Genomic DNA, 25,944 nt, shown 5'->3' on the forward strand with positions numbered 1-25,944 from the left:
AGTAAAAAATAGAAAGTAAAAAGAATTTAACGCAAAACACTCAACTCAGAACCTACAACTTAGATTCCATATATGATTGCAAAATAATCGTTGCACTGACTTTGTCAATTAAGGATTTGTCTTGGCGTTTTTTCTTTTTGGCTCCGGATTGAAAAATTGCTTGAGAAGCCATTTTGGAGGTGAAAGATTCATCTTGCCGGAAAATCGGAATGAGTGGAAATTTCTCTTTTAATTTCAATATGAATTTTTGGATTTCCGTTTCCAGTTGACCAACTTCACCATACATACGCATCGGAAGCCCAATCACGATTTCCTGAATATTATTTTCACTGAAATATTTTTCCAGAAAAGGAATCAATTTAGAAGTTTCGATGGTGTCAAGTGCAGTGGCGATGATTTGCAATTCGTCGGTGACGGCAATTCCCGTTCGTTTCATTCCGTAGTCGATGGCAATGATTCTTGGCATAGAGCAAATTTAGAATATAGAAATTAGAAGTCAGAAGTTTCGTGAGATATTTTAAAATCAAATTGAAATAAAAAGCGAAATTCGATTTTCGAAGTTCGAATTTCGTTTGAAAAATGTAGTTTTGTAGCCAACTGAATTATTAAAATGGAAAATTTACAATCGATCATAGAAGCGGCTTGGGAAAACCGAGAATTATTGAATCAAACTGAAACCCAAAATGCCGTACGAAAAGTTATTGACTTATTGGACGAAGGAAGTTTACGCGTGGCAGAACCAGTAGAATCAGGTTGGAAAGTGAATGAGTGGGTGAAAAAAGCGGTAGTGATGTATTTTCCAATCCAGAAAATGGAAACGATTGAAGTTGGGATTTTTGAATTTCACGATAAAATTCCATTGAAAAGAAATTATGCTGAAAAAGGTGTTCGTGTCGTTCCACATGCAATCGCACGACATGGTTCTTATGTTTCAAAAGGTGTGATCATGATGCCTTCTTATGTTAACATCGGCGCTTATGTAGATGAAGGAACGATGGTCGATACTTGGGCGACGGTAGGAAGTTGCGCTCAAATCGGGAAAAATGTTCATCTAAGTGGTGGAGTAGGAATTGGAGGGGTTTTGGAGCCATTGCAAGCTGCGCCGGTTATCATTGAGGACAATGCATTTATCGGTTCGCGTTGCATCGTAGTAGAAGGCGTACGCGTAGGGAAGGAAGCGGTTCTAGGCGCAAATGTCGTGTTGACGGCTTCGACCAAAATCATCGATGTAACGGGTGAGACTCCGGTTGAGGTAAAAGGTTCCGTTCCACCGAGATCGGTAGTGATTCCGGGAAGTTATACCAAAAAGTTTCCAGCAGGAGAGTTCCAAGTGCCATGTGCCTTGATCATAGGAAAAAGAAAAGAAAGCACCGATTTAAAAACCTCATTAAATGATGCTTTGAGAGAGCATAATGTTGCGGTTTAAGGAAATTCTGCTTAAATTCATTTTGAGGAAAAGGTATGCTGGAATTTCAAAAAAATAATCAGATCGATTCAAAATTCGTTTCGGGTAGAACAAAAGCTTTGATTTTGCAAAACAAATACATCGGCGATGTGTTGACTTCTTCGGTCATCGCTGAAAATTTGAAACAAATTGATCCTGAAATTGAGGTACATTATTTTTGTTATAAACCTGCAGTTTCAGTGTTGGAGAACAATCCTTTTATCGATCAAATCATTTCATTTGATGAGAAAAAACTTAAAAAGATTTTGGTTTTAAACCAATATGCCAACCAAATCAAACAGGAGAATTATGACATCGTTCTAGATCCTTATGCCAAATTGCAAAGTCGGTTCATCGTCTTAAAATCCAGAGCCAAACGTCGCATCAGTTACGACAAACCCTTTTTTAAACACATTTATACGGATGTGGTCAAGAAAACGATGATTCCTTCTGTAGAGACTTCTTGTACGGCCATTGATAACCGAGTTTCACTTGCTAGTCCTTTGATGAAAGGACAAATAGAACTAGCACTTCACCCCAAAATTTATTTAACGGAAGAAGAAATTCAGGAAGGAAAGGATATTTTGCAAAAAGCCAAATTGGATTTTGATCGTAAAACCTTGATGGTCGGAATTTTAGGAAGCAGTGAAGAAAAGTCATGGCCGATTGAATACATGATCAAATTGATTTCTCATCTCCAGAAATATTATGATTTCAATTTGTTGTTCAATTATATTCCGAGCCAACAAAGTACCGTCGATAAAATATTAGCAGGATTGAGTTCGACTGATAAAATTTATCCGGAAGTGATGGGGAAATCGGTTCGAGAATTTTTAAAAATTCTTTACCATTGTGATGCGTTTGTTGGAAATGAAGGTGGAGCGGTAAATATGTCCAAAGCTTTGGATATTCCGACTTTTAGCATTTATTCGCCGCATAAATTTCCTTCTGACTGGGGCTGTTTTGAAGATGGATTTCATCATGTGAGCGTTCATTTCCAAGATTTGGATAAAAAAACGGTAGACAATTCAACTGCTAAACAACTATTAAGAAATACTCACAAATACTATAGAAAATTGAACTATCCTTACGTAAGGACGGAAACCGACAAATTTTTGCAAGATAATTTTGGTGCGATTGATTTGCCTGTTGAATTCAAAAAGGAAACGCCAAAAATTTCTGCTTTGTTGATTACGTATAACGAAGAGCGCAACATTCAGAAATTTCTGGATGAAGCTTGGTATGCGGACGAAATCATCATTGTGGATTCTGAAAGTACAGACCGAACAGCAGAAATTGCCAAAAAGCATCCGAAAGTCACTTTCATCACGCGGAAATTTGACAACTTTACAGCGCAAAAAAACTTTGCCATCGATCAAGCTCAGAACGAATGGGTCACTTTTTTCGATGCAGATGAGCGGATTTCAAAAGCCTTAATTTTTGAAATGATGGATGAAATTAACAAAGCAGAAGCCGATGCTTTTTTTGTTTACCGCCGATTCTATTTCATGGAAAAATACATCAAGCGATCTGGTTGGCAAAACGACAAAGCCATTCGTCTATTTAGGAAATCCAAAAATCGATATGGTGAAGGAAGATTGGTTCATGAACTCATCGATAGCAAGGGAAAGGTGAAGTTTTTACAAAATAAATTGGACCATTATTCTTATTATTCAGTTGAAGAATACGACCGAAAATTGACCCAATACTCCATTTTACGCGCCAAAGAATTGTTCTCTAAGCGATTGAAACCCAATGTTTTTCATTTTTGGGTAAAACCATGGTTCCGATTTGTGCACCATTATGTTTTGAGGATGGGGATTTTAGATGGAGGAGAAGGATACATCATTTCCAAACTGCATGCGCACCACGTTTTTAAACGATATCTTTTCCTTTCCAAAATGTGGGAAAGTGAAAAAGAGAAAAAAGCAAAATAATTTTTTTACATTTATTTTTTAATTAGAACAAATCACATGAAACACCCATGATTAAACTTAAATCACACTGCGGAATGTTAATTTGGGTGTTCCATGTGACCATAGAAATCAATAAATAATAACAAATGAAAGCATACGTATTTCCGGGACAAGGTGCCCAATTTACTGGCATGGGAAAAAATCTTTATGATACTTCCGATTTGGCCCGAAATCTTTTCAATCAAGCTGATGCACAATTGGGTTTTGAAATCTCAAAAATCATGTTTGAAGGAACCGCAGACGAACTCAAACAAACCAAAGTAACCCAACCTGCGGTTTTTTTACATTCGGTTATTTTAGCCAAAACTTTGGAGAATTTCAAACCGGATATGGTGGCCGGTCATTCCTTAGGAGAAATTTCAGCTTTGGTTGCCAACGGAACTTTGGATTTTGAATCCGGATTGAATTTGGTATTTAAAAGAGCGATGGCGATGCAGAAAGCCTGTGAAATGCAACCTTCTACTATGGCTGCCATTCTCGGATTGGAAGACGAAATCGTCGAGAAAATATGTGCGGAAATTGATGGCGTTGTTGTTCCTGCTAACTATAATTGTCCGGGGCAATTGGTGATTTCAGGTGAAGTTCCGTCGGTAGAATTGGCTTGTGAAAAACTAAAAGAAGCCGGAGCCAAACGTGCTTTGTTATTGCCTGTCGGTGGTGCTTTCCATTCGCCACTCATGAAACCTGCCGAAGATGAATTGGCAGAAGCAATCAATCAAACAAAATTTAATACACCTATTTGTCCCGTTTACCAAAATGTAACGACAACGGCTGTGACTGATCCGGAAGAAATCAAGAAAAACCTGATTGCGCAGTTGACTGCTCCTGTAAAATGGACACAATCGGTTCAAAATATGGTCAAAGACGGAGCGGCGGAATTCATCGAAGTCGGTCCGGGAAATACTTTACAAGGATTGATCAGAAAAATTGATGGAACTGCTGTGACGAGTTCGGCAACTGCTACTTAACCTAAAGGCCTCAAACTCCAAACATGAAACCTGAAACACCTGTCCGCCGTGGCGGATTAAACGTTTTTAGAGCCAACGGAAAACTATTGATCGCTGGCGAATACACGGTTCTCGATGGCGGGCTTTCATTTGCGGTCCCTACAAATTTAGGTCAAACGTTAGAAGTGAAATATTTGGAGGTTTCTGAAAATCCTAAATTAATTTGGGAGGCTTTTTTAGAGGATGGTTCGCTTTGGTTTTCAGTTGAATTTGAACTCAATCCATTGATGATACTTCGAAGTTCTGATGCTAAATTGGCTTCCAAATTATTGGATATTTTTCAGGCAATTGAAAACTTAAACCCCAATTTTTTTCAAAGTCAAAATCGAAACATTCATTGCAAAACCCAATTGGAATTTCCAAATAATTGGGGATTGGGAAGCAGTTCGACTTTGATTTATTTATTGGCTCAATTTTCCGGTGTGGATGAGTTTGAATTGAACAAATTGACTTTTAATACAAGCGGGTATGATATTGCTTGCGCCGAAGAAAATCAACCTATTTTATATCAAATTGAAGAAAATCAAAGACAATTTGAGCCAATTCATTTTCAACCTAAATTTTTGGACAAACTTCATTTTGTTTATTTGAATCAAAAACAAGACACGCAAATCAGCGTTTCAAAAATCTATAAGTCCAAACTAAAAAATGAGAAATTGGTTCGGGAAATTTCTGAAATTGTTTCTAAAATGATTCAAGTTGAAGAATTGAATGAATTTGAAAATTTAGTGAATCAACACGAAAATCTGCTTTCCGCACATTTAGAAATTCCGAAAGTGAAAGATTTGTATTTCTCAGATTACGAAGGAACGGTAAAAAGCTTAGGTGCTTGGGGCGGCGATTTTGTGATGGTTACGGAACGTGAAAATTTCCGAAATTATTTTTTTGAAAAAGGATTCAAAACGATTTTCAGTTTTCGGGAAATGGTTTTATGTTATTAAATCTTTCAAAGCAGCGTCCGAGTTCTTGAACTTAAAATCGAATCCGGTTTTTTGAATTTTTTCGGAAGAAATCGCACTTCCTTTCAATAAAATAGTTGACATTTCTCCTAAAATTAATTTCAACATAAAACTTGGAACATTTGGAAAAATAACTTTTTTGTCCATTGCTTTTGTCAATTTTTGGACGAATTCTTTTTGGGTTATAAATTCGGGCGCGGAAGCATTGTAAGCGCCATTTAAATTTTCATTTTCTAAAATTTGAATATAAATATCGGTTAAATCGTCAATGTGAATCCAAGGTAAAATTTGTTTTCCCGAACCCAAAGCCGATAATAAATTCCATTTTGCTATCGGCATTAATTCTTTCAACATTCCGCCTTTTTTGGATAAAACAGCTGCAGTTCTCACCATCGAAACACTTGCACCGATTTCCTCAAATTTTTGGGCGGAATTTTCTAAATCGAAACAAAGTTTTCCTAAAAAATCATTTGCATGTTTGTCGTTTTCAGTGAAAATTTTATCAGTCGTTTGGGTTCCGTAATAATTGGTTCCGGAAGCGGTGATGAATTTTTTGACAGGAGAATTTAATTTTTTAGCAAATTCAAAAAGCAAATCTGCAGATTCGACTCTGCTGTCATACACTTCTTTTTTATAGGATTTGGTCCATCTTTTCGAAATAGGAGCACCCGCCAAATGGATGATGGCATCCAGATTTTCAAAAGCGGCTTCATCTATCTTTTTTTCATCAGGATCCCAATGGAATTGTCCAGGTTTTTTTAATTCTAGATAGCTTTCGGACCTCATATCCTTTTTCTTCTAATTTTTTGGAAATTGGTTTGCCAATTAATCCGGTTGCTCCGCTGATTAATACAGTTTTCATTTATAATGTGTACATTCGTTTTACAAATTTAGTTGAAATGAATTTGATTGATAGGCTGTTTTTTCCCAAAATGGAGAAAACAAAACTGAATCGTCGCAAAGACCGAATTTTTGAAATCATTTTTGAAGCAGACACTTATTATGGGAAGTTGTTTGATATCCTTCTTTTGGTTGTAATTATGATCAGTGTGGGGTTGGTTATGTTGGAATCAGTTCCGATGATCAACGCCAAGCACCATAAATTATTGGTCATACTGGAATGGATCGTTACCGCCATTTTTACCGTTGAATATGGATTTAGACTTTATTGTGTACGCAAACCTTGGCGGTATTTTTTCAGCTTTTATGGCATCATCGATTTGTTGAGTATTTTACCCACTTATTTGGGTATCATATATCCGCAAACCAAATATTTATCCAGTATCCGCATTTTAAGGCTCTTCCGTATCTTCCGTATTTTTGGTTTGACCCAATTTAATCGCGGCGGATATACCATGCTGATTGCTTTACGGAAAAGTCGTGCGAAAATTGTCGTTTTTCTGGCTTTTGTGATATTAATTGTCGTGGTGATAGGTTCTATCATGTATGTGGTGGAGGGAAAACATCCCGAATCCGGATTTACCAGCATCCCGATCAGTATTTATTGGGCAATTGTAACGCTTACGACGGTTGGTTATGGTGATATAGCTCCAGTCACATCAGTTGGAAAATTTTTAGCCTCTGTTGTAATGATCATAGGTTATGGTGTGATTGCGGTGCCAACCGGAATTGTGTCTGCTGAGGCAATGAGCGCCAATTTAGGGGAATCCAAACGAACCACTCAGGTTTGCCAAAATTGTCATGATCAAAACCATGAAGAAGCTGCCAACTATTGTAAAACCTGTGGAAATCCTTTAAAATAAAAAATCCCGACCTAAGCCGGGATTTCAATATCTCAATATTTAAATCCTAATTAATTTCCTGATCCATCTACCGGTGGTGTAGCAGGAGCGTCTGTTGCAGGTGTTTGAACCGGTGGTAATTCTACCGGAACGCTTTCTACATTTGTACTCGTAGTATATGGGTTTTCCATCAGAACGTTTGCGGTAATGATCAGAATTACGATGATTCCAGCGAGTGTCCAAGTTGCTTTGTCAAGGAATTCGTTGGTGCGTTGTACACCGAACATTTGTCCTCCTCCAGAACCACCAAATGTAGAAGAAAGTCCTCCTCCTTTAGGGTTTTGGGATAAAATAACCAAAGCCAATATGACACAAACCGCAATGATGATGATCATTAAAAATAAAAACGTCTGCATTTTAATCTTATTTTTTCAAATTTTAGTCTGCAAAGAAACTAAATTTTCGTATAATATTCAAAATTATTTACTTGAACTTATTTGGAATCGATCAGATTTTCGATTTCTTCAATTTTGTCTTCAAAAATTTCTTTTTTATCCGGATACTTTAAACTTAAAATTTTATAAGCACGGATGGCTTTGTCATACTTTTTTTGTTCTGCATAAATTTGCGCCAAAGTCTCCGTCATCAAATCTGAAAATTCAGTCGAAATCTCTGATTTTTTTAGGACCGGATTCGGCTCATGGGTCTTGTTGACCGGAGAAATTTTGGGTGATTTTTCGATAAATTCATCGATCAATTGGTATTTAATATCCTTTTCACTCGGTGTTTTTTCCGGTTCTTCCGAATTGGATTTTGAAAGCGAAAGCCATTCAGAAAAAGTATGTTCAGATGAGGTTGTATTGATTTCTTCTTGAACTTCCTCTTCTTTTTCCACTTGATTTTCAATCCTTTCTTCTGGCTGAATCAATTCAGTTTCTTCTTTTTGAATTTCTTTTTCAACTTCAACCTTTTCAATTACTGAAGTTGCTGTTTCTTCAATATTTGCCGTTTTATTATCGACAGTAGATGTTTGTTTTTCACGTTGGAGATAATGGTAAAGCGCAACACGACTCGGGCTGTGGATGCTCGTTTTCTTTAATTCTTCTTGATAAGTATCATGATCCAATTCCTTTAAACCAAATAACAAAAGCGTGCGCAAAGTCGCGAAATAGGGATATTTTTCGATTTCGTCTTGTAACAAAGCGATGTCTTCGTTTCCTACTTCAAATGGATTTTGTAAAAGGTGTGAAATTCTTGTATTCATTTTCAAAGCTTCAAATTAACTCATTTTCAAATTAGCCTTACCAATCCATTGCGATCGCATTAAAAATTTGCGTGGTCAATTGTTCCAAAATACTGTCAAGTAGTGCTCCTTCCGCTTGTTGCAAAGTCAAATTCGAAGCAAAATCTTCATAAGCAGAAAAAGACCGGTCAAAACTCTTGGTCTCGTCTTGGTTGTTTTGGTAGCGTACTCTCACGGTCATGGTCAAACGGTTTTGGCCGGCAACTTCGTTGGATTGAATTGCAACAGAACTTTGTTGGTATCCCGTGATTTCACCATCGATTAACAAGTCTGCCGTTTCATCTGTGGTCAGCGCCAATTTCGTTCGATTATTGAAAATGTCTTGCAGTTGATTAGTGAACTCTTGACTGAGATTGGGGTTTTGGTATTGCGGCGCATAATTGGGGAAAGTCGAAATATTGATCGTTTGCCATTCCGGTTTGATGGAGGAGCCCGAAAGCGTATAACAACTATTTAAAACCAAGATGCCCAAAATGAGAAGCAATATTTTTAAAGTTCGCATTTTAAAGTTTGATTTCAATTCTTTCATTTTTATATAGATCATTCTAAATCAAATTGTTTGATTTTTCTATAAAGCGTCCGTTCTGAAATGCCCAATTCGTCTGCAGCAGATTTTCTTCTTCCTTTGTATTTTTCCAAAGCTTTTTTGATCATTTCTTTTTCTTTATCCTGAAGCGAAAGCGGTTCTTCCAAATCGTTCACTTCTTCAAATTCATGATCGTCAAAATCATAATTTTGGACGATGGAACTCGGTTTTTCCTCTTTTGGGATGATTTTTAAAGGAGAGAAATCATTTTCAGCTTCATCATTGTCCTGAATGACACGTTTTAAAACATCCAGATTTTGAGACGAAATATTTTCTTTATTATGAATCAAATCCAAAGTCAATGAACGCAAATCATTCAAGTCTTGTTTCATTTCCAATAAGAATTTGAACAAAATTTCACGCTCCAAATGGTCTGCACTCCCAGTTGATTTTTCTGAATTGACCAATACAGGAACTGAATTTTGATAAGGAAGATAAGCTTGGATTTTTTCCAAAGAAATCAGCCTGTCTTTTTCCACAACCGAAATTTCTTCAGCTACATTTCGCAATTGGCGTATATTTCCAGGCCATGGGAAATTGACGATGTATTGGGCTGCTTCTGGGCTTAAATCCAACGGAGGCATACGGTATTTTGCAGCGAAATCAGCCGAGAATTTTCTGAACAAAAGCGGAATGTCTTGTTTGCGGTTGCGTAGGGCCGGCATGTCAATTTGAACGGTATTCAGCCTATAATACAAATCTTCTCTGAATTTTCCTTTTTCGATGGCCTGCATCATGTTGACATTGGTCGCAGCGACAACCCGGACGTCTGTTTTTTGGATTTCAGAAGAACCCACTTTCATGAATTCGCCACTTTCCAAAACCCGGAGTAAACGAACCTGGGTAGGTAAAGGCAATTCACCGACTTCGTCTAGGAAAATCGTTCCTTTATCTGCCACCTCAAAATAACCTTTTCTAGTGGTTGTAGCTCCTGTAAAAGCACCTTTTTCATGCCCAAATAATTCAGAATCAATCGTTCCTTCAGGTATGGCTCCACAGTTAACAGCGATGTAATTATTGTGTTTTCGGGCGGATTGCGAATGGATGATTTTTGGGATGAATTCTTTCCCTACGCCACTTTCTCCACTCACCAAAACGGAAATGTCAGTCGGCGCAACTTGAATGGCTTTCTCCAAAGCACGATTGAGCCCGGCATCATTACCTATGATTGAAAATCTTTGTTTTATCGTTTGTAAGTTGTCCATTAATTTGTTTAATGTTTCAGGTTTTAAGTTTCGGATTTCAAGTTTCAGGTTTAAAAATTAAACTTGAAGCCAACTTAGTTTATCATCTCTCCCAAAAGGGTTGCCGAAGTACAATCATTTGCTTTGACCATCACAAAATCACCTACTTTGGTTCCTTCTGTTTTTGGGAAAACCATTACAGCATTTTGTGAAATTCTTCCAAACCAATAGTTCTCATCGCGCTTGCTGTTTCCTTCGATCAAAACTTCATGTACTTTTCCGACATAAGCTTCCATTCTTTCTTTTCCGTGTTTTTGTTGAAGATTGATGATTTCGGTCAATCTTCTTTTTTTGATTTCTTCCGGAACATCATCTTCCATTTTTTTATGGGCCGGGGTTCCCGGGCGGTCAGAATACGCAAACATAAATCCGAAATCGTATTTCACATATTCCATCAAAGAAAGCGTGTCTTGGTGTTCTTCTTCTGTTTCTCCACAGAAACCTGCAATCATATCATGTGAAAGCGCCAAATCCGGAACGATTTCACGGATTTTATCGATTAATTCAATGTATTCTTCTCTGGTATGTTGACGATTCATTCTTTCTAGGACAGTCGTGCTTCCTGACTGAACCGGAAGGTGGATGTATTTACAGATATTATCGTATTTTGCAATCATCCGTAAAACATTTTCGTGCATATCTTGAGGGTTGGAAGTAGAGAATCTGATTCTCATTCCGGGTAATGTTTCAGCAACTAAAGAAAGCAATTGAGCAAAATCAACTGCAGTGGCTTTTTGCATTTCAGAAGCTTTTTTGAAATCTTTTTTCATACCGCCTCCAAACCATAAATAAGAATCTACATTTTGACCCAAAAGCGTGACTTCTTTGTAACCTTCTTTCCATAGATTTTTACATTCTTCAACGATCGAATAAGGATCTCGGCTTCTTTCACGTCCACGTGTAAATGGTACCACACAGAAAGTACACATATTGTCACAGCCTCTGGTGATCGTCACAAATGCAGTTACGCCATTTCCGCCTAAACGAACCGGATTTAAATCCGCATAAGTTTCATCTTTTGATAGAATGACATTGATCGCTTGTCGACCATCATCTACATCTTCTAACAAATTAGGCAAATCCCGATAAGCATCAGGCCCAACTACTAAATCTACGATTTTTTCTTCTTCGAGAAATTTAGATTTCAAACGTTCTGCCATACAACCGAGAACACCCACTTTCATCGTTGGATTGGTCCTTTTCAACGCATTGAATTCACCCAATCTTTTACGTACCGTTTGTTCGGCTTTTTCACGGATGGAACAAGTATTGACCAAAATCAAATCAGCTTCCTCCATCTTATTGGTCGTATTGTATCCGTTTTCAGATAAAATAGAAGCCACGATTTCAGAATCAGAAAAATTCATCTGACAACCATAGCTTTCGAGAAAAAGCTTTTTGGAATTGGTTTTATTATCCTGTAACAACAAAGATTCGCCTTGTCTGCTCTCGTTTATTTCTTTTGTTTCGGTATGCATTTTTTGAAATCAAATAGTTTGCAAAGGTACAAATTTCACTGACAATATGGCAGTTTTTTTGATCTTTGCATATTTTTAACTTTTCCCTATTTTTGAGGCAGAAACAAATTGACATGAATTCAGAAATAGAAAAAATTCAGAATAAAGAATATTCGATTAAATATGGAGTCGTATTTAACGAGTCTTGGAATCTTTTTACAAAATTAATTGGTGTAGGAGCTTTGGCGGTAATATTATATAGTTTTGCTTCTTTTTTGGTCAATTTTTTATTGGAAAGCCTCACGGGTTTTCGAAATGTCACCAACGAATTCATGATGGACATACAAGGCATCCAAGATCCAAATGTTCTTTTGTATGAAGTCCAGGATTTTTACATGGAACATATGAATACCTTATTAATTACCCGATTGGGAACGGAATTCGTCATGTTACTTGCTTTTCCATTAGCCGGCGGATTTATGATGGTTTGTCGAGAATTGGATAAAAATGGTGCTTTCAATATAGGGACGTTATTTGAAGGATTTAAGCCGCAATATTGGAGCCGATTGATGGTTCTGGCCGTGATTTATTTCTTTATTTCCAAAATTGCAACAGTTTTTTTCGTGCTTCCTGGAATTTATATTTGGGTAGCAGCTGTGATTGCTTGTCCGATCGTGATGTTCACTAACGCAAGTGGTGTTCAGGCTTTTACAACCAGTATCAAATTGGTCAATAAAAATTGGTTCACTGTATTTCAAATTCTTTTTGTGGCTTCACTCATAGGAATAGCCGGATATTTATTGTGTTTGGTAGGGAGAATCGTAACCTATCCATTGGTTCTGGTAACGGTTTATATGTTGTACAAACACATCGTAGGATTTCAAGAAAACGAAATCGAAGAAATAGGGCATTCTTAGTAGTTTTTGGTTGCTTCAAAAATTTGTTTCTATTTTTGCGGAAAAATTAACAAATGCCCAAGAACCTCGTCATAGTCGAATCACCTGCAAAAGCCAAAACCATTCAAAACTACTTGGGGAGCGATTTTACAGTCGAATCCAGTTATGGTCATATCGTCGATTTACCGAAAAAAGGAATGGGAATCGAAATCGAAAATAATTTCAAACCGATTTATGAAGTTTCAGCCGAAAAGAAAGAAGTTGTCAAAAAACTCAAAGACTTAACAAAAAAAGCAGAAATCATTTGGTTGGCATCCGATGAAGACCGTGAGGGAGAAGCAATTGCTTGGCATTTGTACAATGTTTTAGGTTTAGAAAAAAAGGATACACATCGAATTGTTTTCAATGAAATTACAAAAAAAGCAATTCAAAAAGCGGTTGATAATCCAAGAAAGATTGATGAAAATTTAGTCGATGCGCAACAAGCAAGACGCGTTTTAGACCGATTGGTTGGATTTGAAGTTTCACCTATTTTGTGGAAAAAAATCAAACCGGGACTTTCAGCCGGACGTGTTCAGTCTGTGGCTGTTCGGTTGATCGTAGAAAGAGAAAAGGAAATTCAGAATTTCAAACCGGTATCGAGTTTTAAGTTTACGGCGCAATTTCTGACCAAAGAAAAAAAATCTTTGAAAGCCGTTTTGACCAAAGAATTCAAATCACTAGAAGAAGCGCAGTCTTTTATCAATTCTTGTGTAGATGCTGATTTTAAAGTCAAAGAATTGCAGAAAAAACCTGCAAAACGTTCTTCTTCCGCACCATTCACTACTTCCACTTTGCAACAAGAAGCATCGTTGAAATTAGGTTTTCCGGTTTCCAGAACCATGCGCGTTGCGCAACAATTATACGAATCGGGTTTGATCACTTATATGCGAACTGATAGTGTGAATTTGTCACAAGATGCGATTGCAGCAGCTGAAAATGCGATTACCAAGGAATTTGGTTCGAAATACAGTTCCCCAAAAAATTATACCAACAAAAATAAATCGGCACAAGAAGCGCACGAAGCCATCCGTCCGACCAATTTCGAAGTGAAATCGGCGGGTGGAGATGACGCTCAAAGACGTTTGTATGATTTGATTTGGAAAAGAGCCATTGCAAGTCAGATGACCGATGCGGAATTGGAACGAACGATTATCGACATCGACAATACAAAAAACAAAGAAATCTTTCAAGCAAAAGGCGAAATCATCGTATTTGACGGGTTTTTAAAAGTTTACCAAGATACAATTGCTGACGATGAAGATGCGGAAAATGATACTTCGACAAGCTCAGCGCCTATTTTACCTGATGTTAAAAAAGGAGAGGATTTGAACGCAGAAGAAATATTTGGAACCCAAAAATTCACCAAATCACCACCGAGATATACAGAAGCTTCGTTGGTAAAGAAATTAGAAGAATTGAACATCGGTCGTCCTTCCACTTATGCACCTACGATTTCGACGATTCAAAACCGAGATTATGTAATCGTAGGGAATTTGGATGGTGAACAAAGAAAACTACAAACCTTGTCTTTGAAAAAAGGAAAAATTTCTGAGAAATTGGAAACCGAAACTTATGGTGCAGACAGAAGGAAGTTGATGCCAACGGATATAGGAATTGTGGTAAATGACTTTTTGGTGGATTATTTCCAAACCATTTTGGATTATGATTTCACGGCAAAAGTGGAAGAAAGTTTTGATGATATCGCGGAAGGAAAAGAGAAATGGACTTCGATGATTGATGGATTTTATAGCAAGTTCCATTCCAATGTTGAAAAGGTCGAAGAAACGGCAGAACGTGCTACGGGAGAGCGAGAGTTGGGAAAAGATCCGAAGTCAGGGAAACCGGTTTTTGCGCGCATCGGTCGATTTGGGCCGATGATCCAAATTGGTGAAGCAGAAGACGAAGAGAAACCGAGATTTGCGAGTTTGTTGAAAACGCAATCCATTCATAATATTACGCTTGAAGAGGCTTTGAAACTTTTTGAATTGCCAAGGAATTTAGGTGAATTTAAAGGTGAAACGCTAGAAGCCAATGTGGGAAGATTTGGTCCTTATATCAAATTTAAAGATACATTTGTTTCCATTCCAAAGGGAGAAGATTTGATGGAGATTACACTGGAAAGAGCCGTTGAATTGGTAGAAGAAAAATTAAAAGCCGATGCGCCGATTGCGACTTATGATGGCCTAGATGTGACGAAAGGAAAAGGGAGGTTTGGGCCATTTATCAAATGGAATGATTTGTATATCAATGTCAATAAGAAATATGATTTTGACCATCTTTCTCAATCAGATATCAACGAATTGATCGAAGCGAAACTGAAAAAAGAAGCGGAAAAAGTTGTACAGAATTGGGAAGCGGAAGGAATCCGAATCGAGAAAGCAAGATGGGGAAGGCATAATTTGATCAAAGGAAAAATGAAGATCGAATTGACAAAAGAAGTAGATGTGACCAAAATGACATTGGCGGAAGCCCAAAAATTATTGGATGCTAAAAAACCTGCTAAAAAATCTACTAAGAAAAAATAATGGTAAACGAATTTTTAACGCCGGTTTCAGATGAATTAAGAGGCTTGGCTGCTGAATTGGATCAATTTTCAATCGGAAGTTCATTGAGGTTTGATACAGAGATTGCTGAGAATGCTTTGGTGATTTTGGGTGTAAGAGATACCCGAGGTGGGAAGGAGAGTTTTAATGATGAATTGGAATTTGATTCGATCCGAAAAGCTTTTTATCAATTAAAAAAAGGAGGCTGGAATCTAGAGATGTATGATCTGGGTGATTTACACGCAGGCGCAACTAGGGAAGATACCCATTTTGCATTTTTAAAGATTCAAGAAGAATTGTTAAAGAAAAGATCTATTCTAATCATTTTAGGAGGTGCTCCTGAATTGGTTTATACACAGTTTAGGGCTTTTGATGTGATTCAACATACGGTGAATTTAAGTTGTGTGGACAATCGGTTTCGGTTGGGAAATGATGGTCAGGAATTGCATTCCCAAAATTATTTCAGCAAAATCATCACAAATGAGCCGCATACGCTTTTTGAATACCATCATTTGGGATACCAGACTTATTTTGTAGCCCAAGAAGAATTGGATTTGATGGAGCATTTGAATTTTGATGTGAAGCGGTTAGGGAAATTGACCGATAACGTCAAGGAAGCAGAGCCTGAATTGCGAAATTCGGATGTGGTGGTTTTGAATTTGGAGGCCATTCAATCCTCTGATTTTCGTTCTACAGTTGAATTGTCGCCCAATGGATTTAACTCCAGAGAGATTTGTTCTATCGCAAGATATGCAGGGATAAACAATAAAGTGCGGTCTTTTGGCGTTTATAATTTCAAAGCGAAAAACATTCCGTCAGATGAATTATTGGTGGCGGAGATTCTTTGGTATTTTATAGAAGGGAAAAACCACGTGCCAGAGCAAATAAATTTTGAAAAAGGGGAATCACTGGAAACATTTTTTGTGCAGATTCCGGAGCAGGATTTGGTTTTTTACAGAGATACAAAAGCAGATCAATGGTGGATGGAATTAGGAGAGATGAATGATGCGGAGCCGTTAGGGAAGCAAGTAATTCCTTGTTCATTAAAAGATTATGAAGATTCGCTGAAAGGAAAGGTTCCGGATAGATGGTGGAAATCTTTCAAAAAATTGTATTAATAACAATAAAATATAGAATTATTCGTTTAGCTAAATGCCAACGAAATAATATTTTGGAGAATCGTAAAATTATAATAGATTTACACGCTTAAAAAAAAATGAGGATGAATAAAGCATTGGTAGCAGTTATCATTTTATCCTTTTCACTTTCTTCTTGTAACATGTTAAAAAAGGGAAGAAATGGAGGGAAAGACGATGGTCAGATTGTAGGATCTAAATCGTCATCTTGGACGCCACAACGCCCAAAGGGGATGGTGCCGGTTCCAAGTGGTTCGTTTGTATTGGGACAGACCGACTACGACTTTACGTTTGACAATTATGCCCCGGTTCGTACGGTGTCGGTATCCGGTTTTTACATGGATGATACCGAAACTACGAACTCCGAATACCGCGTGTTTGTCGATTATGTAAAAGATTCTATCGCTCGAACCATGTTAGCTGAAAAGGCTGCTGAATTAGGATTTGATCCTACAAACGGCGGTTCTGGCGATGCAACTGGGATTGCAGCATTTCGATATGTTTCAGGAGGTGAGGACGGAGAGTCTACACCATGGGATGAATATGTAGCTTCAAAGGCTACAGGTCGAGAAGGTGATTTGCCAGTAGATCAAAGAAAATTAAATTGGAACCAAGAATTGTTTTGGGACAAATACGAATATCCGGACATCGATTATGCAGAAGCAATTGATGCACTTTATTATCCGCCGGAAGAGCGATTCAACAACGAACGATTGGTTGATGTACGAAAATTGAAATTCAAATATGTTTGGGTTGACCAAGAAGGAGCAGCAAGAGAAGGAAAAGATGGAGAGTCATTCCGCATCGATTTCCGTCATGAAGAAGAGGTGAACGTTTATCCAGATACGACAGTTTGGGTAAGAGATTTCAACTATTCACATAACGACCCGATGCATGAAAATTATTTCTGGCATGAAGCTTATTCGGACTATCCGGTAGTAGGTGTTTCATGGGATCAAGCGATGGCTTTCTGTGCTTATAAATCAAAGAAACACAATGATTTCCTTTCTACAAAAAAGAAAAAGAGAGGAGCGTCCAATAAAGTAATCGACTATCGATTGCCTACTGAAATCGAATGGGAATATGCTGCAAGAGGTGGTCTACAAGATGCGCCGTATCCATGGGGAGGTCCTTATTTGACAGATGACAGAGGATGTTATTTGGCGAACTTCAAACCAAAAAGAGGAGATTATGTTGAGGAACAAGGAAAAGGATATATGTACACAGGTCCGGTAAAAACTTTCCATGCAAACGGATATGGACTATATGATATGGCCGGAAACGTTGCGGAATGGACAAGTTCGGCTTATGACAAATCTTTTTACCAAATGACTTCTACATTAAATCCAACCATGTCACGTGATCATAGTGAGAACAAAACAATTAGAGGTGGTTCATGGAAAGACATCGGATATCTATTGATGGTAAGTGCAAGGGATTGGGAACATTCTGACTCTGCAAGAAGTTACATCGGATTCCGTACCGTTCAATCTTTCCCTGAAGGGTCAAAAATTAAATTTAGAAAGAAAAGATAAAAACTTAGAATTAAAACAATTATTCACTAATTAATTAACACAAATTCAAATTAAATTATGGCATTAAAAGCGAGCAAAAAGGATGTTAACTTAAACTTCTTTTACAGTATTGGGGCGGCTATCGTAATTTTGGGGGCTCTTTGTAAGATTAACCACTATTCACTTGGTCCATTGGATGGTTCTATCATCTTATTGATTGGTATGGGAATGGAGGTTGTCGTATTTACGATTTTTGCATTTGACAAACCAAAAGGTGAGTATGAGTGGGAAAAAGCTTATCCTGAATTGTTAGATGGAACACCGGTAGTAAAAAAAGCACAAAAAGTTGTAGAAGAATCAGACAATATGTCTCTTTCTCAGAAATTAGATAAAATGTTGGGTGAGGCTAAATTGGATGTTTCCTTGATGGAAAGATTGCGTTCTGGAATTGAGAACTTCGGATCTGCAGTAAACGAAATCAACAAAACAACCAGTGCTGCTGCTGCAACACAACAATATGGTGATCAATTAGCCCTTGCCGCTAACCATATGGAATCATTGAACGCACTTTACCAAGTTCAATTGGAAAGTGGTCAAAAACAAGTAGAATTAAACAAACAATTCATTTCGGAAATGGAAGCATCAGCAGGTGGTTCTCAGAAATTCCAGCAAGAATTGGAGTCATTGACACAAAGCATCAACAGCTTGAACAAAGTTTACGGTGGTATGTTGTCGGCGATGAAAGGAAGTTAATTACGGATTTTGTATTAACTAAAAAATTTAACTAAATGTTTAACAATCTACTTATTAAATAAAAATGGCAGGTAAACAGACACCACGTCAGAAGATGATTAACTTGATGTACCTTGTGTTCATCGCTATGATGGCCATGCAGGTCGATCGTCAAGTCTTAAGATCTTTTGAAGGGATAACAGTTACTTTGGATGATTCATCCAAACTAACAGCAGAAAATAACGCAACGTTTTACGAGCAAATCGTAAACAAAGCCGCAGATGATCCTGATTATGCAGCGATCAAAGGAAAAGCAGATCAAGTAAAATCAGAGTCCAATAAAGTATTTGATGTAATTGAGGGCATCAAAAAAACAATTATGGATGAACAGGAATATCAACTTCCTGAATGGGGAGCAGGTGATGAAGTAGAGACCAACTACAACTCTTTACAGAATGTAGATGTGATCACTAAATTATTATTTGCTAAACAAGATACACCAACAGCTAAAGGAGCTGAGTTGAAGAAAGCGATCGATGACTATAAAACATTTATGGCAACACAATACGCAACTTCAGCACGAGATAAAGAGCGTGTAGAACATATCTTCAGCACGGAAGACCGTGGTAGAAAATCTTGGTTAAATGACCAATTCTATGACCAACCAATGGTTGCCGGTTTGGCGAATTTGACTAAAATTCAATCCGATATCCGTACGGAAGAAGGAAACTTGGTAAGAACATTATTGGCCAACAAACTTCAAGACGAAATCGAATTGAAAGCTTTCCAACCTATCGTAATGGTTCCACCATTTGTTAGAGTGGGTGAGAAAGTTGAAGGTAAAATTGCTTTTGGAGCATTTGACAATACTTTGCAAGGTACAGTTTCAGTAAATGGAGCAAACGTTACTTTGACAGACGGCGTTGCCCAATTCAATTTAGATGCTGGTTCACCAGGGAAAAGAACCGTTTCCGGTACGATGACTTATAAAGGTCCTGATGGAAAAGATGTTTCTATTCCTTATTCTCAAGAATATGAAGTAGTATCAGAAACCATCGTTAAGCCACCAAGTGGTGCGGTAATTACTGCAGATAAGATGAATGTGGTTTACCGTAACTTAGATAACCCTATCACAGCAACAGTAAATGGAGCAAATGGCGCCATTAGCTTGAGTGCTTCTTCAGGAAGTTTAAGTGGATCAAATGGTAAATATGTATTCAGACCAGGTTCTGGAAATACAGTAACATTTACTGCTTCTGCAACCACTTCAACAGGTAAAAAAGTTTCAGGAACGCAAGAATTCCGTATCAAACCAGTTCCACCAGCACGTGGTGTAATCTTAGGGAAAACACATATTACAGTTCCTGCAAATGGTATTGCAGCCCAAACAGTACGTGTAGACTGGCCAGACTTCTTGTTTGACATGACCGCTACAGTAACTTCATTTAAAGTGAAAGTTCCGGGTCAACCTACAACTTCTGTGAATGGTACAACCATAGGTTCTGCTGCTAGCAAAGCCAAAAAAGGAGATGCCGTATTCATATTTAACATTAAGTATAAGAGCTCAACAGGAATTACGGGTGAAGCATCACCAATTACAATTGAAGTAAGATAATTAAATAAATATTTTCATCATGAAATGTCTTTTTTTCGGAATTATGAGTATGGTAACATCACTGGGTTTTGCTCAGAATGTTTTGAACTCCATGTCTCCTGACGAACTCAGAGAACAACGAGCCAACAAAACAAAAGTTACCGAAGCAGGAGATACAGTGAGTACAGTGGCTGAGCCACTCGAATACGGTTTTATTGAAGATAAAGACGTCATTTGGTCAAAAGTAGTTTGGGAAGTCATCGATTTGAACGAACGTTTGAATCAACCCTACTACCGTGCATCTGATGGATTGATCACCGAATCTGCATCTTTATTTGATGCATTGGTAGAAGGTGTAGAATCCGGTAAGATCCAGCAAGTGTATGATGATGAGTATTTTACGAATAAAATGACCTATCAGCAAATCGTTGATCGTACCAATCGTATCGATACGCAACAGTATTATTACGATATGATCGATGCCGGTGAAGAACCAGATCCGGCTGCTATCTTTAAATTTGAGATGGACTCTCAAGACATCGAAATGATCAAATTGAAAGGGATGTGGTACATAGACCGTCGTTTAGGTGAAATGAAATACCGTCTTTTGGGATTGTGTATCATGGGACCGGACGCGCAAACCATCGGAACTGAATTTGATGATGGCGTGTTTGTAGAAATGTTCTGGATCTGGTATCCGGACGCCCGTGAAGTGCTAAACAACTATACGGTATTCAACCCAAACAACTCATCTTCCAGTATCACCTTTGATGATTTGCTCAATGCAAGACGATTCTCATCGGTCATTTATAAGGCACAAACCATGTATGGTATCACGCCGATAGAAGAATACATCCCGAAAAACTCTAAAGGTCAGCTTGAAGAAAGTGACCGAATCAGGGAAAGTATCCTACAGTCGGAAGCCGATATGTGGAGTTATTAAAATTCAATTTGAATGAAATATAAATCCGTCAGTTTTTACTGGCGGATTTTTTTTGGTGGCTGAGGCTCTCGAAGCCACCAATCAAAGACTTTCATTATCTTCATTTCGAAGATCTCGATAAGCTAAAGCTAAATTTGGAAGCAATTCGGGAATGCCATTGATAAGAGCTTTTTTTTTCTCCTACTCCAGCCTTGTATTTGTTTTTCTCTGTAAAAAGCATCCTCAATTCTCAAATATTCCTCCACATAAATCAATTGAATGGGTAATCTTTTTTTTGTGTAATTGGCGCCTTGTCCGGATTGGTGTTGTAGTATTCTTTGTTCCAAATTATTTGTACTTCCGGTGTAATAACTACCATCAGAACATAAAAGTATATAAACCCAGCCTTTCATAAGTTGGAATTTTAGTGAAATTAAATTTACAAAATTCTTTCAATTGTTCCCTTCGAGAACCTCAGGGATTAATTTGACCAATTTTAACAAACCTACTTTATCAACAATGACATGAATTGACGTTTTCAATTTGTAATTTTAAATATGATTTCAAAAGCAACAAAAGGACAAGGTGCGATTCAAAATATTCAAAATCATTTTGAACGAAATCAGCTCGTTTCTACCTTTTATGAAGACGAAATCGAAGAATCTACTGTAAAAACCGAATTTCTCGAAGTATTTCCAAAATCGATCTTAAACGTTATAAAACGAAAAGATATGCCAATTGAATATTCCATCAATCCCTATCAAGGTTGTGAACACGGATGTGCCTATTGTTATGCCCGTCCTACACATGAATATTGGGGTTATAGTGCAGGAGTAGAATTTGAAAGAAAGATTATGGTAAAAAAAACTGCGCCAGTATTATTGGAGAAATTATTTCAAAAGAAAAACTATCAGCCGCATTCTTTTATGTTATCCGGCAATACAGATTGCTACCAACCGATAGAAAGAAAATTGGAGATCACACGGAAGATTTTAAAGATTTGTTTGAAATACAAGCATCCTGTTTCGATTATTTCCAAAAACGCATTGGTTCTTCGTGATTTGGATATTTTAAAGCAATTGGCAGAAATGAATTTGGTAAATGTTGCTATCAGTATTCCGACGATCAATGAAGATTTGCGCAAAAAATTAGAGCCCCGAACTTCTGCGATTACCAATAAACTAAGCGCAATTGAAATTCTTTCCCAAAACCAGATTCCAGTAATTGCGATGGTCGCACCGATCATTCCCGGCTTAAACAGCGACGAAATCCTCCAAATTCTTAAGAAAGTCTCAGCGTTGGGAGCGGTTGATTTCGGGTATACATTGGTTCGTTTAAATGATACAGTAGAGCCTGTGTTTATTCATTGGTTAGAAGCGCATTTTCCGGATAGAAAAGAGAAAATTCTTAACCAAATCCGTTCCATCCATAGTGGAAATTTAAATGAGAGATGGGCAAAAAAACGATATGTTGGAAATGGAAATTATGCAGAAATGATTCACCAAACGTTTAAAATCGGAAGACAAAAATATTTTAAAGATCAACCCAAACGGGAAAAATTAAGTACTGATTTATTTGTGGGCTCAAATGCAGATCAACTTTCTTTGTTTTAAGACTATTTTACAAACAAGTGTATTCCACGATTTCGATATCAAATCCACCCACATTTTGTTGAGTTTTTTTAGGATTTCGGGTGATCAAATTGATTTTTTTAATGCCTAAATCTTGGATGATCTGTGCTCCGATTCCATAGTCCTTCATGTCGTTTGGAATGATTCCTTTCTCCGCTTTTCCTTCCACCCATTGACGGAATTGATTCATTTTACTCATGAGCAATTCAGATTCAGAAACATTATTGATAAAAATCATCGCACCTTTTCCATATTCATTGATGATTTTACTGGTGGTTTCGAGTTGTGGCGTTTCCCCAAATTCTAATGCTGAAAAAAGATCATAATAACTATTGGACGAAATCACTCTAAGTGGAACGGTTTCTTCTTTTTCCCATTCACCTTTTGTCAAAACGAAATGAATTTGGTTATTGGTCGTTTGTTTATAAGAAATCAATTGAAAATCGCCATAAATAGTTTTTACCGGAAAACTATCAATTTGTTCAATCAACGAATCATACTGCAAACGATAGGCAATCAAATCTTGAATCGAAATGATCTTCAAATCAAATTTTTCTGCGATTTGGATCAATTGCGGCAAACGGGCCATGCTTCCATCTTCATTGAGAATTTCTACTAAAATTCCAGCCGGCTGAAAACCTGCCAATCGCGCCAAATCAACCGCAGCTTCCGTATGTCCGGCTCTTCGAAGTACACCGCCATTTTTGGCTTGAAGCGGAAAAATATGTCCGGGACGACCCAAATCTTCCGGTTGGGTGTTGGGATCAACGAGAGCTTCTATGGTATTGGAACGGTCTTGAACCGAAATTCCAGTCGTATTGCCCTTTCCTTTGAAATCGACGGAAACTGTAAATTGGGTTTCATGCAAAACCGTATTATGCGAAACCATCAATTGTAAATCCAATTCTTTACATCTATCGATGGTCAACGGCGCACAAATCAAACCTCGGCCATGCTGCGCCATGAAATTGATCATTTCGGGAGTTACGGTTTCGGCTGCAGCGATAAAATCTCCTTCATTTTCACGGTCTTCATCATCGACAACGATGATGACTTTTCCATTTTGGATTTCTTCTAGCGCTTCTGCGATTGTGTTCAATTGAATTTTGTCTGCTATTGTTTCCATCATTGATAACGGCTATGTTCTGTTTCTTTTTGTTTGCGGAATCTCGTGAAAAATTTGGCAATTGGATCCCAATAATTGCTGAAATTGAATAGTCCCGAATCGTTATTGGCTTTGTAAAATAGCACCAATGCGATGGGGAAAAATATCAAATTTGCCGACCATGCAGCAAAGGTAGGATGTAAAATCCCATTTTTGGTCATGTTTTCAGAAGAAAAATTGATGATGTAATAAAGCACAAAAATCACGATCGATATCACAACTGGCATCCCAATTCCTCCTTTTTTAACAATCGCGCCAAGCGGTGCTCCGATTAAAAAAAAGACGATACAGGTAAATGCATAAGAGAAATTTCGGTGAAAATGTAATTTTTGTTTGGCCTGTAATTTTACTTTTCCGGTGATTTCATCACCTTGGTATTTGTAATTGTCAATTTCTCGATCGATGAATTCCAGCGCCTCTTTGATGATTTGATTTTGTTTGGGTTGGGATAATTTATCCAGTGAATGAGGTAATTTGTCCGTTTCCGAAATTTTTATCGTATCCATTCCGCCTGAACCATAAATGTTCTTTGAAATATTGTTGGTGTAAATTCGGTCATAATATTTTTGATAATCCAACTGCATGGAATCAATTCTCTTGGCCAATTGATTGGAATTCAAAAATTTATAATGATCCTGTATGTTTTCTTCATCCATGGCTTTTTGAAGGATTTCAGAAATATCGATGTACTGGGTCAAAGTATCAAACTTGATGGCTTGGTTGGGTTGGTTTTTCCTTTCTTGTCCATTTTTTCCTTTGATTTGGTCCACATAAATATTGCCATCTACCAACACCATTTTTAACAAACGGATGTCATCTTTATCGCGATTTAAAGTTCCGTGATCAGCGACGATGGTTCTTTTGTCCTCATCAAACTTTCCATCTTGGAAAATGAAAACATCTTTCAACTGATCTTTTTCTTCACCCGAAACCTGACTGATTTTCATGCTGAATCCGGGAATGTTTTCAATAAAAGCGCCTTCCACTAATTGTAGTGTAGGATTGGCTTTGACGATGTTATAAGCCAAATTTTTTGCTTTGCGTTGCGAATAAGGCATCACGTGATCCCCAAAAAAATAGAGACCAATCGACATCAAACTCACTATCGTGAATAGTGGAAGAAGAATTCTTGCCAATGAAATTCCGGAAGCCTTCATCGCTGCCAATTCATATCGCTCACCTAGTCCACCAAAGGTCATAATAGAACCCAATAAAATCGCCAATGGAAGCACCAACTGGATAACGTTGATGCCTAAATACAATAAAAGTTCACCGATGGTAATCCAACTCAATCCTTTTCCGGCAAATTTTTCCATTTCTTGCCAGGCAAACTGGACGATGAAAATGAAAAACAATATGCTGAAAATAAAGAAAAAAGGTCCTAAAAATGTTTTAACCGTGTACCAATCAAGCTTTCTGAACATTTAGATAGAGGTTACGACGTAGCCGTCTTTTTCATATTTTGATTGGTCAAATTTAAACAAAGCACGTGGAATAATTAAATTTTCTAAATAATCTTTTACGGTCAATGTTCTCGTATGACCATTTTGGTATGTTTCTTTGTACGTATATAATGAATTGGATTTGGTCTTGATGCCAACTTGAACCATTTTGATTTCCGATTTGGAAGTTGGTGTCAGTTTCACAAATTGAACTTTTTCACCTTTGATGGTTTCCGTTTTTTCAAGTTCCAATTTGAAACCAGTTTTGTACATTTTCAAAACTTTGGTCGGTGTCAATAAATCATCACTATCAGCCGCCGGAGTAGAAATCGTGACTTCTTTGTCCTCTTTTGAAACGGTATAGAGTGTTTTTCCATCATACATTTGTTTGATGTCCATCACATCTAGACTATAACGTTCTTTCGCCGCAAAGATTTCTCCTTTGTGTACCGCAGAACTTCCAGTTTCTACCAAATCAAATTGGATATAATAAGTCGGAATATTTTGATAAGTATGACTCAATTTCTCCATCCATTCTTGTGCGGTTTGCGCTTGAATTGAAACAGAAATAAATAACGTTGTCAATAGGGAAAATACAAATTTTTGCAT

25 protein-coding genes are annotated in these 25,944 nt (G+C 37.4%); 13 read left to right on the top strand and 12 right to left on the bottom strand.

All coding sequences use genetic code 11. From position 1 onward, the window contains the following. Positions 1 to 52: 52 nt before the first annotated feature. Positions 53 to 466 (bottom strand): Holliday junction resolvase RuvX, encoded by a 414-nt coding sequence (ruvX, locus tag HU137_RS06580; protein WP_182042992.1) that lies wholly within the window; start codon positions 464 to 466, stop codon positions 53 to 55. A gap of 144 nt (positions 467 to 610) precedes the next feature. On the opposite strand from ruvX, the gene HU137_RS06585 reads away from it, so the two are divergent. The 4 genes from HU137_RS06585 to HU137_RS06600 all read left to right on the top strand — a co-directional run bounded on the left by HU137_RS06585 (position 611) and on the right by HU137_RS06600 (position 5,368). Beyond that, positions 611 to 1,426, top strand: a complete 816-nt coding sequence (locus HU137_RS06585; RefSeq protein ID WP_182042993.1) for a 2,3,4,5-tetrahydropyridine-2,6-dicarboxylate N-succinyltransferase — start codon at positions 611 to 613, stop codon at positions 1,424 to 1,426. 35 nt (positions 1,427 to 1,461) lie between these two features. Beyond that, positions 1,462 to 3,381, top strand: a complete 1,920-nt coding sequence (locus HU137_RS06590; RefSeq protein WP_182042994.1) for a glycosyltransferase — start codon at positions 1,462 to 1,464, stop codon at positions 3,379 to 3,381. A gap of 125 nt (positions 3,382 to 3,506) precedes the next feature. Next, entirely contained in the window at positions 3,507 to 4,388 is an 882-nt protein-coding gene (gene fabD / locus HU137_RS06595) for an ACP S-malonyltransferase (RefSeq protein ID WP_182042995.1), read from the top strand. A gap of 23 nt (positions 4,389 to 4,411) precedes the next feature. Beyond that, the gene (locus HU137_RS06600; RefSeq protein ID WP_182042996.1) at positions 4,412 to 5,368 is read left to right on the top strand and encodes a GYDIA family GHMP kinase; all 957 of its coding nucleotides are present in this window, start codon (positions 4,412 to 4,414) and stop codon (positions 5,366 to 5,368) included. Here HU137_RS06600 and HU137_RS06605 read toward each other — a convergent pair. Beyond that, positions 5,357 to 6,172, bottom strand: coding sequence for a TIGR01777 family oxidoreductase (locus HU137_RS06605; RefSeq protein ID WP_182042997.1), 816 nt, complete (start codon positions 6,170 to 6,172; stop codon positions 5,357 to 5,359). The genes HU137_RS06600 and HU137_RS06605 overlap by 12 nt on opposite strands. Further along, entirely contained in the window at positions 6,114 to 6,248 is a 135-nt protein-coding gene (locus tag HU137_RS13120) for an NAD-dependent epimerase/dehydratase family protein (RefSeq protein ID WP_182042998.1), read from the bottom strand. Before HU137_RS13120 ends, HU137_RS06605 begins: the two co-directional genes overlap by 59 nt. A 70-nt stretch (positions 6,249 to 6,318) precedes the next feature. Between HU137_RS13120 and HU137_RS06615 the strand changes: the two genes are divergently transcribed. Further along, positions 6,319 to 7,149, top strand: coding sequence for an ion transporter (locus HU137_RS06615; protein ID WP_182042999.1), 831 nt, complete (start codon positions 6,319 to 6,321; stop codon positions 7,147 to 7,149). A gap of 50 nt (positions 7,150 to 7,199) precedes the next feature. On the opposite strand, the gene secG is transcribed toward HU137_RS06615, so the two are convergent. The 5 genes from secG to miaB form a co-directional block, all read right to left on the bottom strand. Further along, positions 7,200 to 7,544 carry a preprotein translocase subunit SecG gene (secG, locus tag HU137_RS06620; RefSeq protein WP_182043000.1) on the bottom strand — a complete coding sequence of 115 codons (345 nt, stop codon included), beginning with the start codon at positions 7,542 to 7,544 and terminating at the stop codon, positions 7,200 to 7,202. Between the two features lie 77 nt (positions 7,545 to 7,621). After that, positions 7,622 to 8,392, bottom strand: coding sequence for a tetratricopeptide repeat protein (locus HU137_RS06625; RefSeq protein WP_182043001.1), 771 nt, complete (start codon positions 8,390 to 8,392; stop codon positions 7,622 to 7,624). Between the two features lie 37 nt (positions 8,393 to 8,429). After that, the gene (locus HU137_RS06630; protein ID WP_246361487.1) at positions 8,430 to 8,975 is read right to left on the bottom strand and encodes an LptE family protein; all 546 of its coding nucleotides are present in this window, start codon (positions 8,973 to 8,975) and stop codon (positions 8,430 to 8,432) included. After that, positions 8,972 to 10,222 carry a sigma-54 interaction domain-containing protein gene (locus HU137_RS06635; RefSeq protein WP_182043002.1) on the bottom strand — a complete coding sequence of 417 codons (1,251 nt, stop codon included), beginning with the start codon at positions 10,220 to 10,222 and terminating at the stop codon, positions 8,972 to 8,974. The genes HU137_RS06630 and HU137_RS06635 overlap by 4 nt, the downstream gene beginning before the upstream one ends. A gap of 74 nt (positions 10,223 to 10,296) precedes the next feature. Continuing rightward, positions 10,297 to 11,739, bottom strand: a complete 1,443-nt coding sequence (gene miaB, locus HU137_RS06640; protein ID WP_182043003.1) for a tRNA (N6-isopentenyl adenosine(37)-C2)-methylthiotransferase MiaB — start codon at positions 11,737 to 11,739, stop codon at positions 10,297 to 10,299. A gap of 113 nt (positions 11,740 to 11,852) precedes the next feature. Here miaB and HU137_RS06645 point away from each other — a divergent pair, with 113 nt between their 5' ends. From HU137_RS06645 to porN, 7 genes are all read left to right on the top strand, one after another. Beyond that, on the top strand, positions 11,853 to 12,635 hold the full coding sequence (locus HU137_RS06645) for a hypothetical protein (RefSeq protein ID WP_182043004.1): 783 nt from the start codon (positions 11,853 to 11,855) through the stop codon (positions 12,633 to 12,635). A gap of 53 nt (positions 12,636 to 12,688) precedes the next feature. Then, entirely contained in the window at positions 12,689 to 15,181 is a 2,493-nt protein-coding gene (gene topA / locus HU137_RS06650) for a type I DNA topoisomerase (RefSeq protein WP_182043005.1), read from the top strand. Beyond that, positions 15,181 to 16,317 (top strand): formimidoylglutamase, encoded by a 1,137-nt coding sequence (locus tag HU137_RS06655; RefSeq protein WP_182043006.1) that lies wholly within the window; start codon positions 15,181 to 15,183, stop codon positions 16,315 to 16,317. The genes topA and HU137_RS06655 overlap by 1 nt, the downstream gene beginning before the upstream one ends. A gap of 104 nt (positions 16,318 to 16,421) precedes the next feature. Further along, a complete protein-coding gene (gene porK, locus HU137_RS06660) occupies positions 16,422 to 17,870 on the top strand; it encodes a T9SS ring complex lipoprotein PorK/GldK (RefSeq protein ID WP_182043333.1) in 1,449 nt (482 codons plus the stop codon). A 57-nt stretch (positions 17,871 to 17,927) separates the two neighbouring features. After that, positions 17,928 to 18,602: a type IX secretion system motor protein PorL/GldL gene (gene porL, locus HU137_RS06665; protein ID WP_182043007.1), complete on the top strand. Its 675-nt coding sequence runs from the start codon at positions 17,928 to 17,930 to the stop codon at positions 18,600 to 18,602. A 64-nt stretch (positions 18,603 to 18,666) separates the two neighbouring features. Next, on the top strand, positions 18,667 to 20,196 hold the full coding sequence (gene porM, locus HU137_RS06670; protein ID WP_182043008.1) for a type IX secretion system motor protein PorM/GldM: 1,530 nt from the start codon (positions 18,667 to 18,669) through the stop codon (positions 20,194 to 20,196). A gap of 19 nt (positions 20,197 to 20,215) precedes the next feature. Beyond that, the gene (porN, locus tag HU137_RS06675; protein WP_182043009.1) at positions 20,216 to 21,118 is read left to right on the top strand and encodes a type IX secretion system ring subunit PorN/GldN; all 903 of its coding nucleotides are present in this window, start codon (positions 20,216 to 20,218) and stop codon (positions 21,116 to 21,118) included. 128 nt (positions 21,119 to 21,246) lie between these two features. Here the strand turns inward: porN and HU137_RS06680 are convergent, their stop codons facing one another. Continuing rightward, complete coding sequence (locus tag HU137_RS06680) at positions 21,247 to 21,510, bottom strand: GIY-YIG nuclease family protein (protein WP_317169904.1); 264 nt, start codon at positions 21,508 to 21,510, stop codon at positions 21,247 to 21,249. A gap of 144 nt (positions 21,511 to 21,654) precedes the next feature. Between HU137_RS06680 and HU137_RS06685 the strand changes: the two genes are divergently transcribed. Continuing rightward, the gene (locus HU137_RS06685) at positions 21,655 to 22,710 is read left to right on the top strand and encodes a PA0069 family radical SAM protein (protein WP_182043010.1); all 1,056 of its coding nucleotides are present in this window, start codon (positions 21,655 to 21,657) and stop codon (positions 22,708 to 22,710) included. A gap of 7 nt (positions 22,711 to 22,717) precedes the next feature. Here the strand turns inward: HU137_RS06685 and ribB are convergent, their stop codons facing one another. Genes ribB through HU137_RS06700 form a run of 3 tightly spaced genes read right to left on the bottom strand, consistent with a single transcriptional unit; the run spans position 22,718 to position 25,944 of the window. After that, positions 22,718 to 23,857, bottom strand: a complete 1,140-nt coding sequence (gene ribB / locus HU137_RS06690; RefSeq protein ID WP_182043011.1) for a 3,4-dihydroxy-2-butanone-4-phosphate synthase — start codon at positions 23,855 to 23,857, stop codon at positions 22,718 to 22,720. Beyond that, positions 23,854 to 25,317 carry an LptF/LptG family permease gene (locus HU137_RS06695; protein WP_182043012.1) on the bottom strand — a complete coding sequence of 488 codons (1,464 nt, stop codon included), beginning with the start codon at positions 25,315 to 25,317 and terminating at the stop codon, positions 23,854 to 23,856. Before HU137_RS06695 ends, ribB begins: the two co-directional genes overlap by 4 nt. Continuing rightward, positions 25,318 to 25,944, bottom strand: a complete 627-nt coding sequence (locus HU137_RS06700; protein ID WP_182043013.1) for a LolA family protein — start codon at positions 25,942 to 25,944, stop codon at positions 25,318 to 25,320.

It is taken from the genome of Moheibacter lacus, from assembly GCF_014042165.1.
In the GTDB taxonomy this organism is placed as follows: Bacteria; Bacteroidota; Bacteroidia; order Flavobacteriales; family Weeksellaceae; genus Moheibacter; species Moheibacter lacus.

Bases quoted from the DNA above. Each gene is read 5' to 3' on its own strand.
- HU137_RS06615 (WP_182042999.1), top strand. From the start codon at position 6,319: ATGGAGAAAACAAAACTGAATCGTCGCAAAGACCGAATTTTTGAAATC.
- HU137_RS06645 (WP_182043004.1), top strand. From the start codon at position 11,853: ATGAATTCAGAAATAGAAAAAATTCAGAATAAAGAATATTCGATTAAA.
- porL (WP_182043007.1), top strand. From the start codon at position 17,928: ATGGCATTAAAAGCGAGCAAAAAGGATGTTAACTTAAACTTCTTTTAC.
- porN (WP_182043009.1), top strand. From the start codon at position 20,216: ATGAAATGTCTTTTTTTCGGAATTATGAGTATGGTAACATCACTGGGT.
- HU137_RS06625 (WP_182043001.1), bottom strand. From the start codon at position 8,392: ATGAATACAAGAATTTCACACCTTTTACAAAATCCATTTGAAGTAGGA.
- HU137_RS06590 (WP_182042994.1), top strand. From the start codon at position 1,462: ATGCTGGAATTTCAAAAAAATAATCAGATCGATTCAAAATTCGTTTCG.
- ruvX (WP_182042992.1), bottom strand. From the start codon at position 466: ATGCCAAGAATCATTGCCATCGACTACGGAATGAAACGAACGGGAATT.
- HU137_RS06695 (WP_182043012.1), bottom strand. From the start codon at position 25,317: ATGTTCAGAAAGCTTGATTGGTACACGGTTAAAACATTTTTAGGACCT.
- HU137_RS06585 (WP_182042993.1), top strand. From the start codon at position 611: ATGGAAAATTTACAATCGATCATAGAAGCGGCTTGGGAAAACCGAGAA.
- porK (WP_182043333.1), top strand. From the start codon at position 16,422: ATGAATAAAGCATTGGTAGCAGTTATCATTTTATCCTTTTCACTTTCT.
- ribB (WP_182043011.1), bottom strand. From the start codon at position 23,857: ATGATGGAAACAATAGCAGACAAAATTCAATTGAACACAATCGCAGAA.
- fabD (WP_182042995.1), top strand. From the start codon at position 3,507: ATGAAAGCATACGTATTTCCGGGACAAGGTGCCCAATTTACTGGCATG.
- HU137_RS06600 (WP_182042996.1), top strand. From the start codon at position 4,412: ATGAAACCTGAAACACCTGTCCGCCGTGGCGGATTAAACGTTTTTAGA.
- HU137_RS06655 (WP_182043006.1), top strand. From the start codon at position 15,181: ATGGTAAACGAATTTTTAACGCCGGTTTCAGATGAATTAAGAGGCTTG.
- porM (WP_182043008.1), top strand. From the start codon at position 18,667: ATGGCAGGTAAACAGACACCACGTCAGAAGATGATTAACTTGATGTAC.
- HU137_RS06685 (WP_182043010.1), top strand. From the start codon at position 21,655: ATGATTTCAAAAGCAACAAAAGGACAAGGTGCGATTCAAAATATTCAA.
- HU137_RS13120 (WP_182042998.1), bottom strand. From the start codon at position 6,248: ATGAAAACTGTATTAATCAGCGGAGCAACCGGATTAATTGGCAAACCA.
- HU137_RS06635 (WP_182043002.1), bottom strand. From the start codon at position 10,222: ATGGACAACTTACAAACGATAAAACAAAGATTTTCAATCATAGGTAAT.
- HU137_RS06605 (WP_182042997.1), bottom strand. From the start codon at position 6,172: ATGAGGTCCGAAAGCTATCTAGAATTAAAAAAACCTGGACAATTCCAT.
- HU137_RS06700 (WP_182043013.1), bottom strand. From the start codon at position 25,944: ATGCAAAAATTTGTATTTTCCCTATTGACAACGTTATTTATTTCTGTT.
- HU137_RS06680 (WP_317169904.1), bottom strand. From the start codon at position 21,510: ATGAAAGGCTGGGTTTATATACTTTTATGTTCTGATGGTAGTTATTAC.
- miaB (WP_182043003.1), bottom strand. From the start codon at position 11,739: ATGCATACCGAAACAAAAGAAATAAACGAGAGCAGACAAGGCGAATCT.
- topA (WP_182043005.1), top strand. From the start codon at position 12,689: ATGCCCAAGAACCTCGTCATAGTCGAATCACCTGCAAAAGCCAAAACC.
- secG (WP_182043000.1), bottom strand. From the start codon at position 7,544: ATGCAGACGTTTTTATTTTTAATGATCATCATCATTGCGGTTTGTGTC.
- HU137_RS06630 (WP_246361487.1), bottom strand. From the start codon at position 8,975: ATGATCTATATAAAAATGAAAGAATTGAAATCAAACTTTAAAATGCGA.